At 72.3% G+C, this 21,375-nt stretch carries 20 protein-coding genes; 13 read left to right on the top strand and 7 right to left on the bottom strand.

The annotated features are described in order from the left end of the window. Position 1: 1 nt before the first annotated feature. The 3 genes from ACIGWZ_RS20940 to ACIGWZ_RS20950 all read left to right on the top strand — a co-directional run bounded on the left by ACIGWZ_RS20940 (position 2) and on the right by ACIGWZ_RS20950 (position 1,755). Positions 2 to 589, top strand: a complete 588-nt coding sequence (locus tag ACIGWZ_RS20940) for a tetratricopeptide repeat protein (protein ID WP_400066736.1) — start codon at positions 2 to 4, stop codon at positions 587 to 589. A 225-nt stretch (positions 590 to 814) separates the two neighbouring features. Further along, positions 815 to 1,468, top strand: coding sequence for an HNH endonuclease family protein (locus tag ACIGWZ_RS20945; RefSeq protein WP_400066738.1), 654 nt, complete (start codon positions 815 to 817; stop codon positions 1,466 to 1,468). After that, positions 1,468 to 1,755, top strand: coding sequence for a hypothetical protein (locus ACIGWZ_RS20950; protein WP_400066740.1), 288 nt, complete (start codon positions 1,468 to 1,470; stop codon positions 1,753 to 1,755). Before ACIGWZ_RS20945 ends, ACIGWZ_RS20950 begins: the two co-directional genes overlap by 1 nt. A gap of 46 nt (positions 1,756 to 1,801) precedes the next feature. Here the strand turns inward: ACIGWZ_RS20950 and ACIGWZ_RS20955 are convergent, their stop codons facing one another. Then, positions 1,802 to 2,893 (bottom strand): helix-turn-helix transcriptional regulator, encoded by a 1,092-nt coding sequence (locus ACIGWZ_RS20955; protein ID WP_400066742.1) that lies wholly within the window; start codon positions 2,891 to 2,893, stop codon positions 1,802 to 1,804. Between the two features lie 98 nt (positions 2,894 to 2,991). Between ACIGWZ_RS20955 and ACIGWZ_RS20960 the strand changes: the two genes are divergently transcribed. Together ACIGWZ_RS20960 and recQ are read left to right on the top strand one after the other, a co-directional pair. Then, on the top strand, positions 2,992 to 3,786 hold the full coding sequence (locus ACIGWZ_RS20960) for an NAD(P)H-dependent oxidoreductase (protein ID WP_400066744.1): 795 nt from the start codon (positions 2,992 to 2,994) through the stop codon (positions 3,784 to 3,786). A gap of 250 nt (positions 3,787 to 4,036) precedes the next feature. Next, complete coding sequence (recQ, locus tag ACIGWZ_RS20965; protein ID WP_400066746.1) at positions 4,037 to 6,067, top strand: DNA helicase RecQ; 2,031 nt, start codon at positions 4,037 to 4,039, stop codon at positions 6,065 to 6,067. 89 nt (positions 6,068 to 6,156) lie between these two features. On the opposite strand, the gene ACIGWZ_RS20970 is transcribed toward recQ, so the two are convergent. Both ACIGWZ_RS20970 and ACIGWZ_RS20975 read right to left on the bottom strand, forming a co-directional pair. Continuing rightward, positions 6,157 to 7,431: a sensor histidine kinase gene (locus ACIGWZ_RS20970; RefSeq protein WP_400066748.1), complete on the bottom strand. Its 1,275-nt coding sequence runs from the start codon at positions 7,429 to 7,431 to the stop codon at positions 6,157 to 6,159. After that, a complete protein-coding gene (locus tag ACIGWZ_RS20975) occupies positions 7,428 to 8,114 on the bottom strand; it encodes a hypothetical protein (protein ID WP_400066750.1) in 687 nt (228 codons plus the stop codon). The genes ACIGWZ_RS20970 and ACIGWZ_RS20975 overlap by 4 nt, the downstream gene beginning before the upstream one ends. Before the next feature lie 304 nt (positions 8,115 to 8,418). Here ACIGWZ_RS20975 and ACIGWZ_RS20980 point away from each other — a divergent pair, with 304 nt between their 5' ends. Then, the gene (locus ACIGWZ_RS20980) at positions 8,419 to 8,739 is read left to right on the top strand and encodes a hypothetical protein (RefSeq protein WP_400066752.1); all 321 of its coding nucleotides are present in this window, start codon (positions 8,419 to 8,421) and stop codon (positions 8,737 to 8,739) included. Between the two features lie 97 nt (positions 8,740 to 8,836). On the opposite strand, the gene ACIGWZ_RS20985 is transcribed toward ACIGWZ_RS20980, so the two are convergent. Continuing rightward, complete coding sequence (locus ACIGWZ_RS20985) at positions 8,837 to 9,664, bottom strand: isocitrate lyase/phosphoenolpyruvate mutase family protein (protein WP_400066754.1); 828 nt, start codon at positions 9,662 to 9,664, stop codon at positions 8,837 to 8,839. A 158-nt stretch (positions 9,665 to 9,822) separates the two neighbouring features. Between ACIGWZ_RS20985 and ACIGWZ_RS20990 the strand changes: the two genes are divergently transcribed. From ACIGWZ_RS20990 to ACIGWZ_RS21000, 3 genes are all read left to right on the top strand, one after another. Further along, complete coding sequence (locus ACIGWZ_RS20990) at positions 9,823 to 10,575, top strand: ArsR/SmtB family transcription factor (RefSeq protein ID WP_400066756.1); 753 nt, start codon at positions 9,823 to 9,825, stop codon at positions 10,573 to 10,575. A gap of 95 nt (positions 10,576 to 10,670) precedes the next feature. Further along, positions 10,671 to 11,099: an ADP-ribosylation/crystallin J1 gene (locus tag ACIGWZ_RS20995; protein WP_400066758.1), complete on the top strand. Its 429-nt coding sequence runs from the start codon at positions 10,671 to 10,673 to the stop codon at positions 11,097 to 11,099. Next, the gene (locus ACIGWZ_RS21000) at positions 11,096 to 11,878 is read left to right on the top strand and encodes an ATP-grasp domain-containing protein (RefSeq protein ID WP_400066760.1); all 783 of its coding nucleotides are present in this window, start codon (positions 11,096 to 11,098) and stop codon (positions 11,876 to 11,878) included. Before ACIGWZ_RS20995 ends, ACIGWZ_RS21000 begins: the two co-directional genes overlap by 4 nt. 59 nt (positions 11,879 to 11,937) lie before the next feature. Here ACIGWZ_RS21000 and ACIGWZ_RS21005 read toward each other — a convergent pair whose 3' ends face one another. Beyond that, positions 11,938 to 13,374 carry a glycosyltransferase family 39 protein gene (locus tag ACIGWZ_RS21005; protein WP_400066762.1) on the bottom strand — a complete coding sequence of 479 codons (1,437 nt, stop codon included), beginning with the start codon at positions 13,372 to 13,374 and terminating at the stop codon, positions 11,938 to 11,940. Between the two features lie 208 nt (positions 13,375 to 13,582). Further along, on the bottom strand, positions 13,583 to 16,408 hold the full coding sequence (locus ACIGWZ_RS21010; RefSeq protein ID WP_400066764.1) for a D-alanyl-D-alanine carboxypeptidase: 2,826 nt from the start codon (positions 16,406 to 16,408) through the stop codon (positions 13,583 to 13,585). A 241-nt stretch (positions 16,409 to 16,649) separates the two neighbouring features. Here ACIGWZ_RS21010 and ACIGWZ_RS21015 point away from each other — a divergent pair, with 241 nt between their 5' ends. The 3 genes from ACIGWZ_RS21015 to ACIGWZ_RS21025 all read left to right on the top strand — a co-directional run bounded on the left by ACIGWZ_RS21015 (position 16,650) and on the right by ACIGWZ_RS21025 (position 18,951). Then, positions 16,650 to 17,408 (top strand): GPP34 family phosphoprotein, encoded by a 759-nt coding sequence (locus ACIGWZ_RS21015; protein ID WP_400066766.1) that lies wholly within the window; start codon positions 16,650 to 16,652, stop codon positions 17,406 to 17,408. 257 nt (positions 17,409 to 17,665) lie between these two features. Beyond that, positions 17,666 to 18,532, top strand: coding sequence for a helix-turn-helix domain-containing protein (locus tag ACIGWZ_RS21020; RefSeq protein ID WP_400066768.1), 867 nt, complete (start codon positions 17,666 to 17,668; stop codon positions 18,530 to 18,532). A 209-nt stretch (positions 18,533 to 18,741) separates the two neighbouring features. Then, positions 18,742 to 18,951 (top strand): DUF397 domain-containing protein, encoded by a 210-nt coding sequence (locus ACIGWZ_RS21025; protein WP_400066770.1) that lies wholly within the window; start codon positions 18,742 to 18,744, stop codon positions 18,949 to 18,951. Between the two features lie 121 nt (positions 18,952 to 19,072). Here ACIGWZ_RS21025 and ACIGWZ_RS21030 read toward each other — a convergent pair whose 3' ends face one another. After that, complete coding sequence (locus tag ACIGWZ_RS21030; protein ID WP_400066772.1) at positions 19,073 to 19,939, bottom strand: hypothetical protein; 867 nt, start codon at positions 19,937 to 19,939, stop codon at positions 19,073 to 19,075. A 186-nt stretch (positions 19,940 to 20,125) separates the two neighbouring features. Between ACIGWZ_RS21030 and ACIGWZ_RS21035 the strand changes: the two genes are divergently transcribed. After that, positions 20,126 to 21,349, top strand: a complete 1,224-nt coding sequence (locus tag ACIGWZ_RS21035; RefSeq protein WP_400066774.1) for a PLP-dependent aminotransferase family protein — start codon at positions 20,126 to 20,128, stop codon at positions 21,347 to 21,349. Positions 21,350 to 21,375: the final 26 nt, after the last annotated feature.

The following is a 21,375-nucleotide window of genomic DNA, read 5'->3' on the forward strand; positions in this document are numbered from 1 at the left end:
CTTGGGGGAGTATGCGGAGGCCCGCCGCAGGCACGAGGACGTTCTCGCTCGCCGCCGCCGCGTCTTGGGCGAGGACCATCCAGACACCCTCAGCTCCGTCGCCAGCGTCGCCAGCGTCCTGTACTCCTTGAAGAAATATGCGGAGGCCCGCCCCATGGAGGAGGACGTTCTCGCTCGCCGCCGCCGTCTCTTGGGCGAGGACCATCCAGACACCCTCAGCTCCGTGGGCAGCCTCGCCAGCACCTTTCACGCCTTGGGGGAGTATGCGGAGGCCCGCCGCAGGCACGAGGACGTTCTCGCTCGCCGCCGCCGCGTCTTGGGCGAGGACCATCCAGACACCCTCAGCTCGATCAACAGCTTCGCTGCCACCCTGCACGCTCTCCGCCTACACCCGGAGGCTGTCGCATTCTTCAAAGATGCACGCGCCCGCTGCCTTCGCGTCCATGGCCCGAACCATCCTGCAACCGCGCAAGTCACGAGGAATCTCGCCGCTTCGCTGGCCGCAATGGGAAAGACGCATGAGGCTCAACAGTTGACGGGACGGAAGACGAACAAGGGCAAGCGCCGCTTCGGCCGCAAGCGACGGTAACGTCGCATGGTCAGTGCCTGACTGCATGACAACTCCGACACCCGGGCGCCGGGAAAGAGGGCCGGCCAGCAGCGCGGTCTCGCCGCGCCCGGGCCCGGCCGGAGGTATGTCGACCCGGTCGGAGGTATGTCGGCTCGCTCGGGCTGTGGTGCCGGCGTGGGGTGACACGCCGCCATCCGGTCGGCGGTGCGGCATTTCTTCTACTGTGTCCGATATTTCTAGCTCATGATCCGTACACGTGCCCAGCGGCTGGTCTCTGTCGTCGCTCTTGCTCTGGCTGCTGTTCTCGGGCCGGTCGCCGCCACTCCAGTCGCAGCGGCACCCGCCGAGATGCCCGAACCGCCTTCGGCGGAGGTCGCCCGCACCGAGCTCGCGGACCTGACCGTGGAGGCTCCGCACTCGATGGAGGGTTACTCGCGCGCGAAGTTCCCGCACTGGATCCAGCAGGGCAACAGCTGCGACACCCGTGAGGTCGTGCTGAAGCGGGACGGTGAGAACGTCGCCCAGGACGCCCAGTGCCGGGCCGTCTCCGGCACGTGGCGCAGCCTCTACGACGACAAGACCCTGACGGCGGCGTCGCAGGTGGACATCGACCACATGGTGCCCCTGGCCAACGCCTGGCGGTCGGGGGCCGACAGCTGGACGACGGCCCGGCGCACGGAGTTCGCCAATGACCTGCTGCACTCGCAGCTGATCGCGGTGTCGGCCGGCTCCAACAGAAGCAAGGGCGACCAGTCGCCCGACCAGTGGAGCCCCCCGAGCCGCGGCTACTGGTGCACGTACGCGCGGGCGTGGACGGACGTCAAGCACCTCTACCAGCTGTCGGTGACGCAGCCCGAGGCGGACCAGCTCGTCACGATGCTCGATACCTGCGCCTGATGCCCGACGAACCCCGGCGCTGCATCGGCACGGTGGTTGCCGGCCCCGGCGGAGCGATGACCGATGAGGTCGGCGTCATCACCGGCGACCTCACCCTCGCCACCGCCCTCCAGCCCGACGGGCGTGCGGCGGTGCGTATCCAGTACACCGGCGCCGAGGAGTGGTACACGCTCACCGGCAGCCCGATCCCCGTGGCGCCGGGCGGCCTGGAAGTCCTGCATGCCGCCGCCGTGCAAGCCGTACGCGAGGGCGGCGAGGCCGTCGTCCCCGAGTCCGGGCGGCGGTGAGGGCGGGCGGCGTCGGGCCGCACCGCCGGCGCTGCGCGGAACGGGTTCAGTGCACGTGCGGGCGGGAAGCGCCGTGCACACGCGCCTCGGGCTCCTCGTCCGGGGCCGTGCGGGGGAGCGAGGCATGGGCGGATGCCTCGGCTGAGGCCGGCTGCGGCGCCTCGGGCAGCGCCGTTGCGGCCGTGGCCAGGCGGGCGAGCGCGACGGCCTCCCGGCTTCCTTCATCGGCGCTGAACACGTGGACCACCAGGCCCGTCTCGCCGGGCGCGGCCGGCACGTGCAGCGTCTCGAAGTCCAGGGTGAGCAGGCCGGCCGACGGATGCCGCAGCCGCTTGCGTCCCGCCCTGCACATCACGACCTCGCCGGTGGCCCAGATCCGCCGGAACTCGGCGCTGCGCTCGGACAGTTCGGTGACGAGCGCGGCCAGCTCCGCGTCGTCGGGGTAACGCCCCGCGGAGACCCGCAGTTGGCCCACGGACTCCGCCGCCCGGTCCTCCCACTCGGGGTGGACGCTCCGGGAGGCGGGGTCGAGGAAGAGGTATCTGGCGTTGTTCCGGTCGCGGCGGGCCGGGTCGGCCAGGCCGCCGGTCAGTTCGGCGCCCAGGGTGTTCCAGGCCACCACGTCGAGACGGTGGTTCGTCGCGAAGGCCGGGAGGTGGGCCATGGCGTCCAGGGCGCGTTGCAGCAGCGGGCTGACCCGGACTCGGGGTACGGGGCTGCGCCGGGCGCCGGCCAGGGTGGCGAGGTGGCTGCGCTCCGCCGCGTCGAGGCCGAGCGCCCTGGCGAGCGCGTCGAGCACCTCGGGGGACGGCTGGGTGGCGCGGCCCTGTTCGAGGCGTACGTAGTAGTCCACGCTGATCCCGGCGAGCTGGGCCAGCTCCTCGCGGCGCAGTCCGCGCACCCGTCGGCGCCCGCCGCCGGAGAGCCCGACGTGCTCCGGTGCGACGCGCCCACGGCGGGCGCGCAGAAAGCCGCCGAGCGCCCGCCGGGTGTCGCCGATTCCGTCGATGCCGGTGATTCCGGTGATTCCGTCGATGCGGTGGGGGCCGTCGGGGCCGTCGGCGGGGGCGATTCCGTCGCTGTTCGGTATGCGGTTGTCCGCGCCGTCGATGTGCTCGATGTGGTCCACGCCGTCCATGCGCTCAAGTATGCGTGGCCCTCGCAGTACCAGGATCGCCGTTCCTCCGGTTGAACAGGGTGCTGGCTGCCCGGTCGTGCCCGGGAGAACGTGGTGGCATGACCGAAGCCACGCCGCAGCAGCCGAAGAAGATCCTCGTCGTCAGCGCCCACCCGGAACCCCGTTCGCTCAACGCCGCCATGACCACCTTCGCGGTCGAGCACTTGCGTGCGGCGGGGCACGAGGTGCGGGTGTCCGACCTCTACGCGATGAAGTGGAAGGCGACGGTGGACGCCGACGACTTCCCCCACCACACCGCGGACCGGCGGCTGGAGGTGATGGCCGCCTCGGAGCGGGCCACGCTGGCGGGGCGGCTGTCGCCGGACATCGCGGCGGAGCAGGAGAAGGTGCGCTGGTCGGACGCGGTGATCCTGCAGTTCCCGATGTGGTGGTTCTCGGTGCCCGCGATCCTGAAGGGATGGATCGACCGGGTGTTCACCGCCGGGTTCGGCTACGGCCCGGCGGTCCCGCCGCCGTATGCCGAGGGCCCCCTCGCCGGGCGGCGTGCGCTGGTGTCGGTGACGATCGGCGCCCGGGAAACGGGGTTCTCCGACCGAGGCATCCATGGGCCGCTGGCGGACGTCCTCTACCCGGTGCAGCACGGCCTGTTCTGGTTCACCGGCATGGCGCCGCTCGAACCGTTCGCGGTGTACGGGGCGAACGACGTGCCGGAGGAGCGGTACGCGGCGGGGAAGCGGGCGTACGGGCGGCGGCTCGACGGCCTCTTCACGGATGAGCCGGTCGCGTTCCGGACGCTCGTCGGCGGCGACTACGACCACGACATGCGGCTGCTGCCGGGCGTGGAGGCCCCGGGGACCAGCGGACTGGAGCTCCACGTCCGTCCGCGTGGCTGAGCGAGCCGGACATTCAGAAGTCCGCCGTCGATGTCACTCGACTCGACATTGAATGAGCAGTGAATCTGCGAGGGATGCGTCACACGCCGAAGAAGATCATTGTGGACGGCCGGTCGCGCAAGGACCGTCGCCCCGCACCGCACCGCCCCGCACCGTCGTGGCCGTGGCCACGGACACGGCCACGGACATCGCCGGTCCGAGTTATCCACAGGCTCAGCGGACGCACCCGCCCAGCTCGTACGCTTCATGAATGGCACTGGCGGACGTGGAAGTGGTCGTGGACATGGATGCGGAAGGCGTTTCGGACGTGAGCGAGGCGGTGCAGGTGCTGCGCCGCGTGTTCGGCTATGACGCGTTCCGTGGCAGTCAGCAGGAGATCATCGATCACGTCATAGGGGGCGGGGACGCGGTCGTCCTGATGCCGACCGGCGGCGGGAAGTCGCTGTGCTACCAGATTCCCTCGCTGGTCAGGAGCGGTGTGGGGGTCGTCATCTCGCCGCTGATCGCCCTGATGCAGGACCAGGTCGATGCGCTGCGGGCGCTGGGGGTACGGGCCGGGTTCCTCAATTCCACGCAGGATCTGGAGGAGCGCCGGCTGGTCGAGGCCGAGTTCCTCGCCGGGGAGCTGGATCTGCTGTACCTGGCGCCGGAGCGGCTGCGGGTGGAGCAGACGCTGAATCTGCTGGACCGGGGGAAGATCTCGCTCTTCGCGATCGACGAGGCGCACTGCGTGGCCCAGTGGGGGCACGACTTCCGGCCGGACTATCTGGCGCTGTCGATGCTGCACGAGCGGTGGCCCGAGGTGCCGCGGATCGCGCTGACGGCGACCGCCACCGAAGCGACGCACCAGGAGATCACGTCGCGGCTGCGGATGGAGGACGCCCGGCACTTCGTCGCCAGCTTCGACCGGCCCAACATCCAGTACCGGATCGCGACGAAGAACGAGCCGAAGCGGCAGCTGCTGGAGCTGCTGCGCAGCGAGCACGCCGGGGACGCGGGCATCGTGTACTGCCTCTCGCGGGCGTCGGTGGAGAAGACGGCGCAGTTCCTGGTGGACAACGGCATCGAGGCGGTGCCGTATCACGCGGGGCTGGAGGCCCGGACGCGTGCGGCGAATCAGGCGCGGTTCCTGCGGGAGGACGGGCTGGTGGTCGTCGCCACCATCGCGTTCGGCATGGGGATCGACAAGCCGGATGTGCGGTTCGTGGCGCATCTGGATCTGCCGAAGTCGGTGGAGGGCTACTACCAGGAGACGGGGCGCGCCGGGCGGGACGGGCAGCCGTCGACGGCCTGGCTGGCGTACGGGCTGCAGGACGTGGTGCAGCAGCGCAAGATGATCGACGGGTCGGAGGGCGACGACGCGCACCGGCGCCGGCTGTCCGTCCATCTCGATGCGATGCTCGCGCTCTGCGAGTCGGTGCAGTGCCGTCGGGTCCGACTGCTGGCGTACTTCGGGCAGGAGAGCACCGCGTGCGGCAACTGCGACACGTGCCTCGCCCCGCCGGAGACCTGGGACGGCACGGTGCCGGCGCAGAAGCTGATGTCGACGGTCGTGCGGTTGCAGCGCGAGCGGCGGCAGAAGTTCGGGGCGGGGCAGATCATCGACATCCTGATGGGGCGCAAGACCGCGAAGGTCATTCAGTTCGACCATGACGGGCTGAGCGTCTTCGGGGTGGGCGACGACCTGCGCGAGGCCGAATGGCGGGGCGTCGTACGGCAGTTGCTGGCGCAGGGGCTGCTGGCCGTCGAGGGCGACTACGGCACGCTGGTGCTGACGGAGGCGAGCGGCGAGGTGCTGCGCGGGCAGCGCGAGGTGCCGATGCGCCGGGAGCCGGAGAAGGCGGCGCGGGCGGCGACGGCGAAGGCCAAGTCCAAGGGCAAGCGGGCGCCGGTGGATCTGCCCGCGGAGGCGCTGCCGGTGTTCGAGGCGCTGCGCGCCTGGCGGGGCCGTACGGCCAAGGAGCAGGGCGTGCCCGCGTATGTGATCTTCCACGACGCCACCTTGCGGGAGATCGCCACCGCCCGGCCGGCGACGACGGCCGCGCTGGGGTCGGTCAACGGAGTCGGCGAGAACAAGCTCGCGAAGTACGGCCAGCAGATTCTGGAGGTGCTGGCGGGGCGGGACGGCGCGGAACCGGCCGGGGACGGCCCGGCCGGGGACGGCCCGGCCGGTGCGGGAGAGGCGGCGCGGCCGGAGGAGCCGCTGGCGGAGGAACCGTCGGCGGAGGACCGGGAGGCGCCGGAGCCGGACGCCGATGAGTACGCCGGGATCGATTGGTGAGGGCTCGATCGGCTAGGGGCACGATCGAACGAGGGGTGCGAGCGGGCAAGGTGCGAGGGCGAGCTGTGCAGGGGGCGCGCTGAGGGGCGTCAGTGGCCGTCCTCCGGATGGCGCGGCAGCTGAAGCTTTGCGCGGGCGCCGCCGTCGGGAGCGTTGCTGAAGCGCAGGTCGATGCCGAGGACGCCGGCCTGGCCGACCGCGATGGTCAGGCCGAGGCCGTGGCCCTTGCCGCGGCCGGGCGCGTCGGTGCGGAAGCGCTGCGGGCCGTGGCGCAGCAGCGCCTCGGGGTAGCCCGGACCACGGTCGCGTACCTCGACGGTCGGGGCGCCGTCGGGAGGCGCGTCGACGGTGACCTGGACCGGGGGCCGGCCGTGCCGGTGGGCGTTGATGACGAGGTTGCCGACGATACGGTCGAGGCGCCGCCGGTCGGTCTCGACGACCGTGTCCGTGATGATCCGCACCTCGGTGTCGGACCGGGTGGCCTGCACCGAGCGTTCGACCAGCGGGCCGAGTGCGTAGGCGGCGAGGTCGGCGTGCTCGGCGCCGGAGTCCAGCCGGGAGATCTCCAGCAGGTCCTCGGTGAGCCGGTGCAGCGCCCGCAGCCGGTCGTTGATCATCTCCTTGGGGCGGCCCTCCGGGAGCAGCTCGGCCGAGGCGAGGATGCCGGTCAACGGCGTACGGAGTTCATGGGCGACATCGGCGGTGAAGCGCTGTTCGGCCTGGAGGCGGCTCTGCAGTGAACCGGCCATCGAGTCCAGCGCCGCGGCCACCGCCGCCACCTCGTCGTGCCCCGCCGGGCCGCGCCCCGGGGGCCGGCCTCCGCTGCCGCCGACCCGTGCGTCGAGATCGCCCGCGGTGATCCGGCGGGCGACGGCCGCCGTGGTGGTGAGCCGACGGCTGATGCGGTGGGCGAGAAACAGTCCGGCCAGCGCGACGACGACGGCGGCGAGGACGGCCGAGCCGAGGATCGCCGTATCGAAATCCTCCAGGGCGCGCCGGGTGCTCCCGTACGGCGACCACACCGCCATGATCTGGCCGTTCGCGGGCGCCGCCACCCACATCACCGACCGTCCGTGAAACGTCCCGACCATGCTGCCGCGTCGACCGCTGTGCACCAACTGGCGCAGCGGCGCGGGGAGTTCGGGTGGGTCGATGACGGAGTTGATGCCTTCGCGGGAGGTGCCGTACTCGAAGAGGACGAGGGCGGTGTCGAGGTCCTTACCGGCGTCCTTGCGGACCTCGCCGACGGTCTGATGGGCCACCGCGTTGTGGACGAGCACACCCAGGACGGCGGCGACCGCGCAGCACACCGCCGTCACGGTCAGCGCGAACTTCCAGCGCAGGGAGACCGGGAGGCGCCTCACGGCACGGGCCCTGGGGTCAGCGCCGGGGACGGCGACGAAGTCGGGGACCGCGACGGAGTCGGGGACGGCGTCTGGGGCGTACGGGCGTCGTCGAGGGTGAGGTCCCACAGCCCCAGCTCGCCGTCGTCCCAGGTGTAGTCGGTGACGCTGACATAGCGCGGGTCCTTGGTGGGCTCGCGGATGACGAGATGTCCCGCCGCCAGCTCGACCCCGGCCAGCACCCCGCGCAGCACCAGCACCCGGGTGACGACCTGCTTCTGGACGCTGTAGACGCGCAGCTCACTGGTGCGGGGGTCCAGGTCGACGGCCATGATCAGGTCGGGCTTGCCGTCGTCGGTGAGGTCGCGCAGGACGGGCCGGCGTACGGACTTCGGGGCGGGCGCGGCGGCGCCACCGGACGTGATGTCGGCGTCCAGGACGGCGAGCGGGTCCGCGGCCGCCATGCTGCCGCTGGGGATACGGGCGAGATGCGGTACGGGCCTGCGCGCGGCCGGATTGTCCGCCCGGGTGGGCGGGGCGGGCGAATACTCGGGCCACAGGGCGAGCGGCGCCTTCACATCCCGCGCCTTGCCCTCGCTCTCGAGCCCCTCCAGGCCCGCGCAGCCGGCGAGCAGGCCCAGCAGCGGGGCCAGCGCGGCGAGGGAGGCCAGGGCGGCGCGGGCCCGCGACGGCAACCGCGGCATCTCACCACCACCCTTCGCCTCCACGTACGGCCGGCATACGCCGGACGGACGGATACCGCGGTGCCGGATGCACCGGATATCCGGGATTCGGTATATACCGGGCACAGCTAGACCAAGCTACCCAATGCGGCGGGGCGGGGAATCTCCAGGAGGGCCATCCGTCGGCCGCTCCGTCACGCGAACTACAGCAGAGATCTTGGTGACTGTTACACAACGTATGGGTCACCGTTAAGGACGCTGCGTAACGTGCTGCCTCACGCCGTACGCCCAAGGCGGCCCGAGCCGCCCACGACGAGGAGTACCCATGCCGGCCCAGCGCCGCTCCGTGATCCGTACCGCCGCCGTCGCGACCGGCGCGCTGGTCGCCCTGGCACTTCCCGCCGGGGCCGCCTTCGCCGCCGACTCCACCGCGCCCACGGGACACCGGACCGAGGCCGTGCTGCCGGACGCCGGGCTGGCCGGAGTGGCCGAGAAGATCGGCAACCTGCCCCAGGCGGCACTCATCGGCGGCGCGGGTGCGCTCGGCGTCGCGGGCGAGGGCATCGCCGCACTCCGCCGACGCCGCGGGGGCCACCCCGCCCGGGCCACCGGATCGCGCCGCGGCCGCCGCGCACAGCGCGCCTGAGCCAGCCCCCAGCGCCTGCACTCCGACCCCTGAGCCCGTCTCCCCCTGCGCCTGCACCCTGAGCCCTGAGCCCTGAGCGCGCCTCCCGCACCCGGGGCTACTCCATCAGCCGCTGCACGTCCGCATACCCCGGAGTCTCGATCCCCGGAGCGCCCTCGCCGCCCGGCGGCCGCCCCGTACGGATGCACTCCGCCGCCGCGACGGCGGCCCCCAGTGCCGTACGGAAGAGCAGCGAGCCGGTGCTGACACGGCGTACGCCGAGATCCGCCAGCCGGCTGACGGTGTGCCGCCCGGGGGCGAAGAGGATGTTCAGCGGCGCGGGGACGGCGCCCACCAGGGCCGACACGTCCTCGTCCGTCACGATGCCCGGTACGAAGATGCCGTCCGCCCCGGCGGCGAGGTAGGCCTCGGCGCGGGCGACGGTGGCGGAGAGGGGCGGCGGGTCGTCGGCCCCCCAGTGGGTGTCGACGCGGGCGTTGAGGAAGAGGTCCGGGGCGCCTTCCTTCACCGCGGCGATCAACTCCGCCTGGCGGGACGGGAGTTGCAGGCCCTCGCCGCCGGGAAGCCCGTCCTCGATGTTGACTCCGGCGGCGCCGGCGGCCGCCAGCTCCGCTGCCAGGCCGGCCACCCGTTCGGCCGCCCGGTGGTCCTCGCCCCCGTAGCCGCCCTCGATGTCGACGGTGAACGGACACGGCAGCCGGCCCCCGAGCCGCCGCGCCAGCGCCACCGTCGCGGCCCGCACCCCCGCCAGGCCCCGCCCGTCGGGGTGGCCGTGGGCCGCGGCGAGGCCCAGGCTCGTCGTACCGATCGCCGCGTGTCCGGCGTCGGCGAGCGCGACGGCCGAGGCGACGTCCCAGGCGTTGGGCAGCAGCAACGACCCGCCGACGTGATGCAGGGCATGGAAGGCGCCGGGGGACGACGCCACGGCGGGATCCACGTGGCTCACGGGACTCGCAGCACTCACGGAACTCACCGGGCTCACAGGACCTGCAGGGCTCATGCGACGCGTACGGCTCATACCGAGGACGGTAGGCACGAATCGTTTCGGCGGTGGCCGAAGTACCGCGGCGGACAAGAGAACCCATGACCCCCACCCCACCGACCCGCACCACCAGCGCCGACGGCCCCCCATACGGCGCCGACCTCGCCCGGCTGGCCGCGCTGCTGGCCGACCGCACCCGGGCCGCGTTCTGCCTGGCGCTGCTGGACGGGCGGGCCTGGACGGCCGGTGAGCTGGCGGCGTACGCGGGGGTCGCCCCGTCGACCGCGAGCGAGCATCTGACCCGGCTGACGGAGGGCGGGCTGCTGGTCGAGCGGCGTCAGGGCCGGCACCGCTACGTCCAGCTCGCGAGCCCGCGCGTCGCCGAACTCCTCGAATCCCTGGTCGCCCACCTGGGCCCGCCGACCGCCCCACCGCGCGGGCTGCGCGCCGTCAGCGCGTCCGCGGCGCTCGCGCGGGGCCGCACCTGCTACGACCACCTGGCCGGGCGGCTCGGAGTGGCCGTCACGGACGCCATGACCGACCGCGGGCTGGTCGACCAGGACGGCGGATTCACGCTGACCGACGCCGGACGGCAGTGGTTCGCCGACGGCCTCGGGGTCGAGACGGCCGCCCTGCGCAACGGGCGCCGCCCGCAGGCCCGCGGCTGCCTGGACTGGACCGAGCGCCGCCCGCATCTCGCGGGCACGGCCGGCGCCCGGCTCTGCGACCGCTTCCTGGAACTCCACTGGGTCCGCCGGATCGGCAGCGGCCGGGCGGTCCGCCTCACCCCGGACGGCGCGCGGGAACTGCACCGCCTGCTCGGCATCGACGGCGCGGCGGCGGGACTGGTGTGAAGAGACCGGCGGCCGGACGGCCGTGAAGGGCGCGCCCGGTACGGCTCCCGGATAACCCCGCGCGTCCGCACCGCCCGCGCCCGTACCGTACGGCCATGATCGCCATACCCGAGCCGTCGCCCGGCCACCGCCCGGCAACGGCGCCCGACGGGCAGCCGTCCCCCACCCGCACCCTCTGGCGCCCCACCGGCCCCGAGGAGCTGGCCCTGGTCGAGGCCTCCGGCTGGCGCGCCTGGCCGCCGCGGCTGCCCGACCAGCCGATCTTCTATCCGGTGCTCAACGAGGACTACGCGATACGGATCGCCCGCGACTGGAACGTGCCCGCCTCCGGGATCGGCCATGTCACCCGCTTCGAGGTCGAGGCGGCGTTCCTGGAGCGCTATCCGGTACGCCAGGCGGGCGGCGAGACAATCCTCGAACTCTGGGTTCCCGCCGAGGAGTTGGCGGAGTTCAACCGGCACATCGTCGGCCGTATCGCACTCGTCCGCAGCTTCCACCCGCCGCACCCGACGCCCCGGCCATGAGCGCCCCCGGCCCCGCCCCGGTCCTGCTGATCTCGGCGCAGCGCACCAGCACCGCCCTGCTGCTGACCGAGGCGGCCGCCCGGCGCGGCCTGGAGACGGCGACCCTGACCGGCCCGGACACCGTCCGCGCGCTGACCGGGCGGGCCGTCCACTGGCACGGCGGCCCCCGCGTCGCCGACCTCGTCTCCGGGACGCTGCGGCTGGGCCTGCTGGAGCCGCCCGACCACTGGCTGGCCCAGCTGCCCCGCCCGCTCACCCACCGGCACATCGAGCTGACGACGCACGCGGAGGCGGACCGCCGCCGCGCCGGCCGTCCGTTCTTCGCCAAGCCGCCGAGCGACAAATCCTTCCCGCCGGGCGTGTACGGCGACGGCCGGCGGCTGCCGCCGGCCGCCCCGCACACCCCGGTCCTGGTCTCGGACGTCGTCTCCTTCGCCGCCGAGTACCGGCTGTTCCTCCTGGACGGCGCCCTCGCCGCCGCCACCCGCTACGCCGTCCACGGCCGCCTGGACCCGGCGCCGCTGTCCGAGGATCCGTACGCACCCGACGTCCGCGCCTTCGCCGCGCGGCTGTCCGGCCTCGCCCCGCTGCCCAGCGCGGCGGCGGTCGATGTGGGTCTGCTGGACGACGGCCGCTGGGCGGTCGTCGAGGCCAACATGCCGTGGTTCGCGCACAGTTACGCCGCCGATCCGGACGGCGTACTGGGCGTGGTGCTGCGCGCGGCGGGCCCGTACGCCCGCGTCCTCGACGCCGACCGCCGCTTCCTGCGCCGCGGGTAGCACGGCGAAGGCCGGTCCCCGGCCGCCCGCCGTCCCGCCACCCGGCGCGCCGCGGCCGCCTACCGCGCACACCGCCCCGGCCACGCATACAGCGTTGTCCGGGCGCCGCGAACCTCGGTACTGGTGCAGACCTCGAACGCGTCGCGCAGGGTGGCGCGTTTGGCGAGCTCCTGGTCGTTGACGTCGACCGGCTGGCCGGGCGGGTCGCCGGCGACGACGATCCGGCGGGTGGCGAGCATCCGGTCGCGGATCGCGTCGCCGGAGCGTTCGGTGCCGTAGAGGGTGTGCGAGGCCACCGGGCTCTTGGCCAGCGCGAGATCGGTCAGGCCACGGAATGCGTGCGGATACGGCGCCCTCCAGATGCGGCGCCGGGCGGGCAGGAACAGCAGCCCGTCACCGGGGGCGGCCATCGTGCGTACCGCCCGGGCGACCGCGGTGGCATCGTCGACCCGGCTGTCGGGACTGCGCAGTTGGATGCCGACGGGCAGCAGCGCCGCCGCCACGAGCACCAGGACCACCGCCCGCCGCCGCCATCGCGCCCGGGTCTGGCCGAGTTCGCCGGCCGGCCGCAGCAACCGGGCCAGCGCGGCACCGGCGAGCAGGGCGAAGCCGGCGACGGAGTAGAGGACGTAGCGGTCGACGTAGGCCGGTTCGGCGTAGGAGAGGAGGAAGAGCAGGAACGTGGGGAGGAAGAGCAGGGGAAGGCCGACGGCGCTCAGGCCGATCGGACCGCGCGATCGGGTACGGATCCGGGCGCAGCCGCCGCCCAGCACCGCCAGCACCCCGAACGTCAGCAGCTGCACGGGGTCCGGCCACATGAGCCAGCCCAGTTGCCCCGCCTGCCGGGTGCTGAAGACCGCGAGCGGGGCCACTCCGGCGAGGACCGCGACGGCGGCCAGGGCCCAGGCGCGCCGCACCCGGCGGGGCCGGCGCGCCAGGACGACGGCGGCGCCGTGCGCGGGCAGCGCCAGCGTGGCGAACTCGTGCAGCAGGCAGGCGACCAGTATCAGGGCGGCATAGGCGCACCACAGCCCCCGGCGCGGCCGAGCGGCGGTCAGCACCAGGACATAGGTCGCCCAGACGACCAGCGCGCAGACCATCGCGTACGAGCGCCCCTCCTGCGCGTACTGCTGCACGAGGGGGACCAGCGCGAAGGTGACACCGGCGAACAGGCCCGCGCGCCGCCCCACCAGGCGCTCCCCCAGCAGGGCGACACCGGCAGCGGCGGCGGTCATGGCGGCGACGGACGGCAGCCGCAGGCCGATCACCTCGCCGAGGGCGCCGCCGAGGGCGGCGTCGTAGCCGGCGAACCAGAGGTGCATCAGCGCGTAGTAGAGACCGTGGACGGCATCGACGTGCCGAAGCGTCGGCCAGAGGTCGGCCAGGGCGCGGTGCGCCATGTCGTAGGTGACCGCCTCGTCGCGCCATATGGCCTCCTGGCGGCGGATGCCCCAGGCTCCCAGGAGCAGCATCAGCCCGGAGGGCGTCAGCACCACCGCCCCCTGCGCCGCCCGGGTGCCACGGGTGGCCAGGGAGGACGCGAACGTCGTCTTCTGTGCTTGCGCTGCGTCGATGACGGGCTCCGGTCATTGGTACGGACGCACCGGATCGTAGGGAGACGGCGCCGGTGGGGCCCGTACGACGCGCGGGGCTCCCGGATCCGGAACGCCGGATCCGAGAGCCCCGTTACGCGCTCCTCCGCACTCAGCCGAGGCGCGTCAGCTTCGCCCCGAAGGTCGGCTCGGTGAGGTCCTTCTGCAGGGCCACCGGAACCTTCTGCGCGCTGGCGCCGCTGCCGACCGTCAGGATGCCGACCTTGGTCCCGGCCTTGGCGGTGTGCGGTACGGGCTTGCCGCCGCCGTCGATCGAGAACTTCGCCTTCATGCCCGGCCAGCCCACGGCCGTCAGGTCCTTGGTCGCGACCACCGGGGTCTGGCCGCCGAGGCCGTCGTCCACGTACCCGACGACCTGGCCCTTCTTCACCGCCGTGGCCGAGGTCAGCGCGTTGCGCACCGCTTCGATGACCTTCTGGCTGTTGTCCTTGACCATGGTGAGGCTGTTGGTGGCGTTGGGGTCCAGACCCTTGAAGTGCTGGTCCAGCATCGTGCCGAGGATCATCCGGTCCTTGCCGTCCACCGTCTTGTAGGCCGCCCAGGACAGCGTGCCGCCGGCCGCCGTGCTGGAGCCGGTCTTGATGCCCTTGACGCTCAGCCCGGCCAGCAGCAGGTTGTCGTTGTTGTTGTTGATCCGCCCCGGCAGGCCCGGGATCTCGGCGTTGGTCATGGCGACGATCGGCCGGAACGCGTCGAACTTCATGACGGCCTCGGCCAGCTTGATCTGGTCGACGGCGGTGCTCACGGTCTTGGGGTCGAGGCCGCTGGGGTCGGTGTAGGTGGTCTTCTTCATGCCCAGATCCCTGGCGGCGGCGTTCATCTTCTTGACGAACGCCCCCTCGTTGACGGACTGGGTGTCCCAACGGGCCAGCAGCCGGGCGATGTTGTTGCCGGACGGGATCATCAGCATCTTGAGCATGTCCTGCTCGTGGAACTTCTGCCCCGCCTGGAGCCCCTCGATCCGCGACTCGTCCGTGGAGCCGCCCTCGGCCACCGCCTTGGCGTCGACCTCGATCTCCGGGCCCTTGTCGTCCTTGTCCTTGAGCGGGTGCTCCTTGAGGATGACGTAGGCCGTCATGATCTTGGCGACGCTCGCGGTCGGCACCGGCTTCTGCGCGCCGAACGTCCCCAGGTCGCCGGACCCCACGACCTTGACCGCCGCCTGTCCGTGCTCGGGCCACGGCACGGTGAGCTTGCCGCCCTTGAAGGTGAACGCGGTCGAGGAGCCGACGGCGAGCGTGGGCGCGGGCAGCGACCGGACCGACTGGACGACCACGAAGATGATCGCCAGCAGCACGACCAGCGGGGTCCAGATCTTGAACCGGCGGACGACCGTGCGCAGCGTGGTCTCGGGCGGCGGCGGGGTGTTGGTGAGCCTGGCCAGGAGGTCGAGCGGCGGCAGCGGCTCCTGCCGGGTCCGCTCGGACTCGGGCAGCGCCTCGGGCTCGCTACGCGGCGGGGCGGGCTCGGCGGCGGTGGGGGCGGCCGGTGTCGCGGGGGCCTCGGGGGCCTCGGGGGGCAGCGCGCCGGGGCCCTTCGCGGGGGCCGCCTTGTCGAGGGCCTTGCCGGGCGCACGGGTGGGGGTACGGTCCGCCGTCTTGCCGAGGGACTTCTCCGCCGCACCGTCGTCCGTCGACTTCAGCGCCACGAACTGGCTGGTCCGCTCGGGATCACGCTCAGCGGGCCGAGCCTTGGCGGCCGCCTTGCCCTTGGCCTCGCCCTTGGCGTCGCCCTTGGCGTTGGCCTTGGCGTTGGCCTTGTCGTTGGCCTTGGCCTCGTCCTTGGCCTTTGCCTCGTCCTTCGTCTCGCCCTTGGACTTGGCTCCATCCTTCGTCTCGCCCTTGGGCTCGTCCTTGGACTTGGCTTCGTCCTTGGCTTCGTCCTTGGACTCGTCCTTGGGCTTGCCCTTGCCGGGCGGCGTGATCTTGAACGCCGTGGTCGGCTGGTCGACGGGCCGACCGTCCGACGCCCCCTTGGGCTTCGCGATGGCAAACACCCGGGTGGCTTCATCGGCCGGCGCCTCGTCGGCCGCCTCGTCGTCGCCGCCCTTGCCCTTGCCCTTCTGGAGGCCGACCGTCTTGAACACGGCCGTGGCCTGGTCGACGGCCTTGGGCTGAGGAGCGGAGTCGGCCTTGGCGTCAGCGTCGGCCTTGGCGTCGGAGTCGGCCTTCGACTTGGGCTCGGCCTTGGGCTCGGCCTTGGCCTTGGAGTCGGACTCGGGCTTGGCCTTGGAGTCGGACTCGGGCTTGGCCTTGGAGTCCTTGGCGCCCTCGCTCTTGGCGTCCTTGGCGTCCGCGCCCTTGGCCCCGGACTTCGGGGCAGCATCGGACTTCGGGTCGGCGTCGGGCTCCGGGGCGGCCTCGGGCTTCACCGCCGGCTTCACCGCCGCCTTCGCGCCCTCGCCATCGCCGTCACCCTCGTCGCCGTCGTCATCACGGGCACCCGCGTCATCCGCGTCGGCATCGGCGCCGTCACCCGAATCCGCCGCCGCGCCCCCGTCCGCGCCCCCGTCCTCATCGTCCGTACCGGCGACCCAGGCGGCCACAGCGGCCCGCAGGCGATCGTTACCACCCTTGGCGCCGCCCTCGCCCGCCTCGGCGTCCTGCGACGCCTCAGGGCCCTTCTCGGACGCAACGTCGGCGGCGGGCTCGGCCTCCACCGCGTCCGTCACCGCGTCGTCCGCCGCGTCCTCCACCGGCGCACCCGGCTCCCCGGGCGCATCCGGCTGGTCCGGCTCCCCCGACGACTTCCCGGCCGACTTCCCCGACGGCTCGCCGGACGGCTCCGCCGCCTTCACATCAGATTCCCCGCGGAAGACCGTCAGGCGCGGATCGTGTTCGCTCCGCGCCGTCCGCCCCGACGACTTCTTCTTGTCCGACTTGTTCGTGTCCGACTTGTCGGGGGACTCGCCCGCCACCGATGTCTCCTTCACTACGTCGCCCGCTCCACCACAGCCAGTGTTTCCCAGTGTCCTGTGTCCGCACGGCGCCATCCCGTCGCCACGCGAACCCAGTACGCGCCGCACCCCACCGCAGATGTCGCCTACGTGCAAGACGAGAACGACATACCTACCGGTTCCCTATCGAACCCCCCACGCACTCTCGACAGATGAATGTGAGAGGGGTCACCCTGTCATTCATCCACGCGGGGAGGCATGGATGGGCAGGAGCCGCAGAACAATTCCGGAGGAGCTTCTGCTGCTCGCTTTGGACCCGACCACGGGCACCACAGCGCAGCCGCAGTCGCTCGACCTCGGCCTGGCCGGGGCCCAGCTAGTAGAGCTGGCTCTGGCAGGACGGATAGCCCCAGACGGGGATCGTATCGCCGTGGTGATGGCACGGCCGACAGGAGATCCGACTCTGGACTCCGCGCTCGAACTGCTGCGCCGACGCGGCAGTCCGGTGCGTGCGGTCCATTGGATCGGCGGGCCCCGACTGGGGCTGCGCCAGACGTATCTCACGCATCTCGAACGGTGCGGCATGGTCCATGCCGTGGCGGGACAGATGTGCGGGGTGCTGCCGACGACGCGCTACCAGGCGACGGAGACGGCCATCAGCCGGGAAATCAGGGCCCGGCTGGACAATGCGATCCGCACCGGCGTACCACCGGACCCGCGGACCGCGGCGCTCGCCGCGCTGGCCCATGCGGTCGGACTCGGCAAGCACCTCTATCCAGGGAACGAAGGGCGCTCATCACGCTCCCGTCTCCGGGATCTCATCCGGCACGACCCGATGGGCGGGCTGGTCGCACACGCAGTCATGGACGTGCAGAACGGCGCCGCGGCGCAGCCCCGGCGGGCGCAGGCCGCGGGACCGGGAGCCGTACGGCAGACCGCAGCGCGTGCCACGGAGCCGGCCGGCGTGCCGGTGCAGTCGCGGCACGGTCACGGCAGCATGGCCCGCGTCGGCGCCCGCTGACGCGGCAAGCAGGACACCCGCACCACACGCGCACCACTACCCCTCAACACCGACTTCCCCTATCCCGCAGATCCGTTCGGGAGCCGCAGTAAGAAAGCGTGGGGTGGTGGCCCGGCCGTTCTGGACGATGGCCGGACCACCACCCCACGCGCATGCCCGCTCGCCTTCTGTGTCCATTCGACTGCGCGCCGTGGCGTCGGAGTGGCACCCTGCTGGACAGAACACGACAGCAGTACGGAGCCGGAGGTGCACTACCCGTGGCGTCCAACATCAACCCCACCGTCAGGCGACGCCGGTTGGGACAGGAGCTGCGCAGGCTCCGCGAGGACAAGGGCATGACGGCGGAACAGGTGGCCGAGCGGCTGCTGGTCTCCCAGTCGAAGATCAGCAGGCTCGAGAACGGCCGCCGCAGCATCAGCCAGCGCGACGTGCGCGACCTGTGCGGGGTCTACGAAGTGGACGACCACCGCATAGTCGATTCGCTGATGCAGATGGCCAAGGATTCGCGCCAGCAGGGCTGGTGGCACGCCTTCGGCGACATCCCGTACAGCGTCTACATCGGCCTGGAGACCGAGGCGGCCTCGCTGCGGGTCTACGAGTCCCTGCTGGTGCCCGGCCTGCTGCAGACGCCCGGCTACGCCGAGGCGGTCATTCCCGGCGCGGTCCCCGAACTCGCACCCGAGAGCCTGGAGAAGCGCATCCAGGTGCGGATGCGTCGGCAGGAGCGGGTCAACGACCCCAAGCGCCCGCTGCGGCTGTGGGTGGTGCTGGACGAGAGCGCGCTGCGCCGGGTGGTCGGCAGCCATCTGGTCATGCGCGAGCAGTTGGACCATCTCGTCGAGATGAGTCATCTGCCGCATGTGACGGTGCAGGTGCTGCCGTACGACACGGGTGCGCACGCCGGAATGTCGGGGACGTTCTCGATCCTGGAATTCGACGATGCCTCGGATTCGAGCGTGGTGTACATCGAGGGCGTCACCAGTGATCTGTATCTGGAGAAGACCAACGATGTGCACAAATACACGATCATGTACGAGCACCTGCGCGCGCAGGCGCTGAACGCGGATCAGAGCCGGGAGTTCATCGCCCGGGCGGCCAAGGCGCACGCGGACGCCACGGGATGAAGGGGGCGGGTGGAAGCAATGGGGGCAATTCAGCCCGGAATGTCGCCTTCCGGATAACGGGATCGCACGGTACACCGGCGCCCGGCGACATGAAAAGAGATCAAGGAATATGACATTCGGAAGGGTGAACGACTCCTGCGGCTCGTGATGTTGGCGCGTAGCGTCAGCAGTACCGAATCCCCGGTAACACAGAGTGAGTTGGAGTGAAAATGGCTATTCAGCCGAATTCCGCGTTCTCCTGGACGAAGTCCTCGTACTCCGGCGGCAACGGCGCCTGCGTCGAGATGGCCGTCCCGACCTCGGCAGCCATCGCGGTGCGCGACTCCAAGGACCCCGAGGGCCCGCGCCTCACGTTCGACAACGCCGCCTGGAGCACCTTCGTGTCGGACGTGGCCTGCGGCTCGTTCGACCTGGCGTGAACTGAGCGTCACCCACCCCAGTCCGCGCGACCGCGCGCGGAGATGAGCCCTCTCGACTGGATCGCCGTCCCGGCCGAGGGGGCTCGGCCATGCCCGGCGGAGGCATGGACCGCCGCTCCGTTCAGCGCAGTTCGCTCACATACCGGTCCGTCCCGGGGACGGTCGGCAGGAACGGCGCCACCAGTTCCACCCGCCCCAGCCCCGACTCCGCGACCGCGGCCTCCCGGTCGGCGAAATGCGCCGCCCAGGCCTCCCGGGGGTCCTGCTGGAGGAACCACAGCAGCGTCAGCCGGGTGTCGACGCCCTCGACCTGCTTCACATACGCCATCCGGTCCCCCGGCAGCGGCGTCGGCCGGAAGATCGTGACCATCGCGGCCGGTGAGCCCGCCAGCCGTCGCGGCAGATGCCGGGCGCGCAGCCACTCCAGCAGCTCCGCCCGCCGCTCCGGGCCGTCCGCGTCGATCACCTCCAGCACCAGGCCCGCGTACGGGTGGTCCAGCGCATGGAAGTCACGCGGACCCGCCGCCCCGTCCCGGTAGACCGTCGCCGCATGGTCCTGGAAGGCCGTAAAGACATGCGTACGGTCCTGATAGACGCGGCCGTCCCGGTTGAGGCGCTTGTTGATGCCGACGGTCCACTTCATGTGCTCGTCGTAGCGGCCTTCGGTGAGCCAGTACGTGGAGAGATAGCAGCCGGCCGTGACCGGCTGGGCGACGGCGGACTTCTCGGGGTAGCGCAGCAGTTGGAGATCGCGGGTGGCGACCCAGCGACGGCCGGCGAAGATCCAGGGCATCGCCATCGCGCCCGCGATGTAGTGGTCGTCCTCGTACCAGCGGTTGTAGGCGTACTCATGGCCCGGATGCGGCTCGACCATGGTGATCAGCGCATGCCCGGGGTGCACGCCGTAGGGGCCGGCGGCGGCCAGTTCGGCGTAGGCCGCGTGGGAGGGGGCGGAGTCCGTGGAGGTGCGTTCCGTGTCCTCGGTCATGACAGACAGGTGTAGCTGACATGACGTCAGAAAGGGAGGTGTCGAACGGTACGGGCCGCCCACCATGCGGGCAGATCTGCGCACACGTCACCCGGGCGCCTAAGCTCCCTGCCCCGCGCAGCTAACGCCGGTTAACGCCCCGTGCGGTGCCCGGCGGCGCCTGCAATCCGAGCGATTGGAGCCGTCATGTCGGACGCGATCCTTGCCGACACCGCCACCCCCGTCCCCGAGCTCGCGGCCCGCGCGGCGCGGACCGGTAGCTCGCCCGTACGCGACATCCTGGCGCTCACCGCCCGGCCCGAGGTCATCTCGTTCGCCGGCGGACTGCCCGCCCCGGAGCTGTTCGACGCGGAGGGCATAGCGGCGGCCTTCCGGCAGGTGCTGAGCGAGGCGCCGCGGCGGGCGCTGCAGTACTCCACCAGCGAGGGCGATCCGGCGCTGCGCGCGGCCGTCGCGGCGCGCACCACCGCGCGCGGCCTGCCCACCGACGCCGACGACCTGCTGGTGACGACCGGCTCCCAGCAGGGGCTGTCGCTGCTGGCCACGGCCCTGTTGGAGCCGGGCGACGTGGTGCTGGTCGAGGACCCCTGCTATCTCGCGGCGCTCCAGATCTTCTCCCTGGCCGGCGCCCGGGTGGTGCCGGTGCCGACCGACGACGAGGGCCTGGACCCGGCCGCGCTCGACGAGATCGCCGCCCGCGAGAACCCCAAGCTGCTCTATGTCATCCCGACGTTCCAGAACCCGACCGGCCGCACCCTGTCCGCCGAGCGGCGGGCCGCGGTGGCGCAGGTCGCCGCCCGGCGCGGGCTGTGGATCGCCGAGGATGACCCGTACAGCGAGCTGCGCTTCGAGGGCGAGCCGCAGCGGTGGGTCGCGTCCTTCCCGGGCGCCGAGGACCGTACGGCGCTGCTCGGCTCGTTCTCCAAGGTGATGGCGCCGGGCCTGCGGCTGGGCTCGCTGCGCGCCCCGGCGGCGCTGCGGCGCGCCTGCATCACCGCCAAGCAGGCCGCCGATCTGCACACGTCGACCATCGATCAGGCCGCCGCGGCACGGTACTTGGCGGACGCCGACCTCGACGCGCACCTGGAGCGGATCCGCGGCGCCTACCGCGAGCGGCGGAACGCGCTGGTGGACGGGTTGCCCGAGGCGCTGCCGGAGGGGTCGCGGTGGAACCGTCCGGCGGGCGGGATGTTCGTGTGGGCGACGCTGCCCGCGGGGTACGACGCGACGGCGCTGCTGCCGGAGGCCGTGCGGCAGGACGTGGCGTACGTCCCCGGGGCGCCGTTCTTCGCCGGGGCGCCGGACCCCACGGCCGTACGGCTGTCGTTCGTCACGCATGCGCCGGACGAGATCCGGACGGGCCTGGTCCGGCTGAGGGCGGCGCTGGAGGGGGCGCAGCGGGCCGGCTGAGGCGGGTCGCGTCGGGCGGCGGGGCG

It is taken from the genome of Streptomyces sp. NPDC053427, from assembly GCF_044544985.1.
Classification (GTDB): Bacteria; Actinomycetota; Actinomycetes; order Streptomycetales; family Streptomycetaceae; genus Streptomyces.

Excerpts from the sequence above, each read along its gene's own strand:
- ACIGWZ_RS20945 (WP_400066738.1), top strand. The coding sequence starts at position 815 with ATGATCCGTACACGTGCCCAGCGGCTGGTCTCTGTCGTCGCTCTTGCT.
- ACIGWZ_RS20950 (WP_400066740.1), top strand. The coding sequence starts at position 1,468 with ATGCCCGACGAACCCCGGCGCTGCATCGGCACGGTGGTTGCCGGCCCC.
- ACIGWZ_RS20955 (WP_400066742.1), bottom strand. The coding sequence starts at position 2,893 with ATGGACGGCGTGGACCACATCGAGCACATCGACGGCGCGGACAACCGC.
- ACIGWZ_RS20960 (WP_400066744.1), top strand. The coding sequence starts at position 2,992 with ATGACCGAAGCCACGCCGCAGCAGCCGAAGAAGATCCTCGTCGTCAGC.
- recQ (WP_400066746.1), top strand. The coding sequence starts at position 4,037 with ATGGCACTGGCGGACGTGGAAGTGGTCGTGGACATGGATGCGGAAGGC.
- ACIGWZ_RS20975 (WP_400066750.1), bottom strand. The coding sequence starts at position 8,114 with ATGCCGCGGTTGCCGTCGCGGGCCCGCGCCGCCCTGGCCTCCCTCGCC.
- ACIGWZ_RS20980 (WP_400066752.1), top strand. The coding sequence starts at position 8,419 with ATGCCGGCCCAGCGCCGCTCCGTGATCCGTACCGCCGCCGTCGCGACC.
- ACIGWZ_RS20990 (WP_400066756.1), top strand. The coding sequence starts at position 9,823 with ATGACCCCCACCCCACCGACCCGCACCACCAGCGCCGACGGCCCCCCA.
- ACIGWZ_RS20995 (WP_400066758.1), top strand. The coding sequence starts at position 10,671 with ATGATCGCCATACCCGAGCCGTCGCCCGGCCACCGCCCGGCAACGGCG.
- ACIGWZ_RS21000 (WP_400066760.1), top strand. The coding sequence starts at position 11,096 with ATGAGCGCCCCCGGCCCCGCCCCGGTCCTGCTGATCTCGGCGCAGCGC.
- ACIGWZ_RS21015 (WP_400066766.1), top strand. The coding sequence starts at position 16,650 with ATGGGCAGGAGCCGCAGAACAATTCCGGAGGAGCTTCTGCTGCTCGCT.
- ACIGWZ_RS21025 (WP_400066770.1), top strand. The coding sequence starts at position 18,742 with ATGGCTATTCAGCCGAATTCCGCGTTCTCCTGGACGAAGTCCTCGTAC.
- ACIGWZ_RS21030 (WP_400066772.1), bottom strand. The coding sequence starts at position 19,939 with ATGACCGAGGACACGGAACGCACCTCCACGGACTCCGCCCCCTCCCAC.
- ACIGWZ_RS21035 (WP_400066774.1), top strand. The coding sequence starts at position 20,126 with ATGTCGGACGCGATCCTTGCCGACACCGCCACCCCCGTCCCCGAGCTC.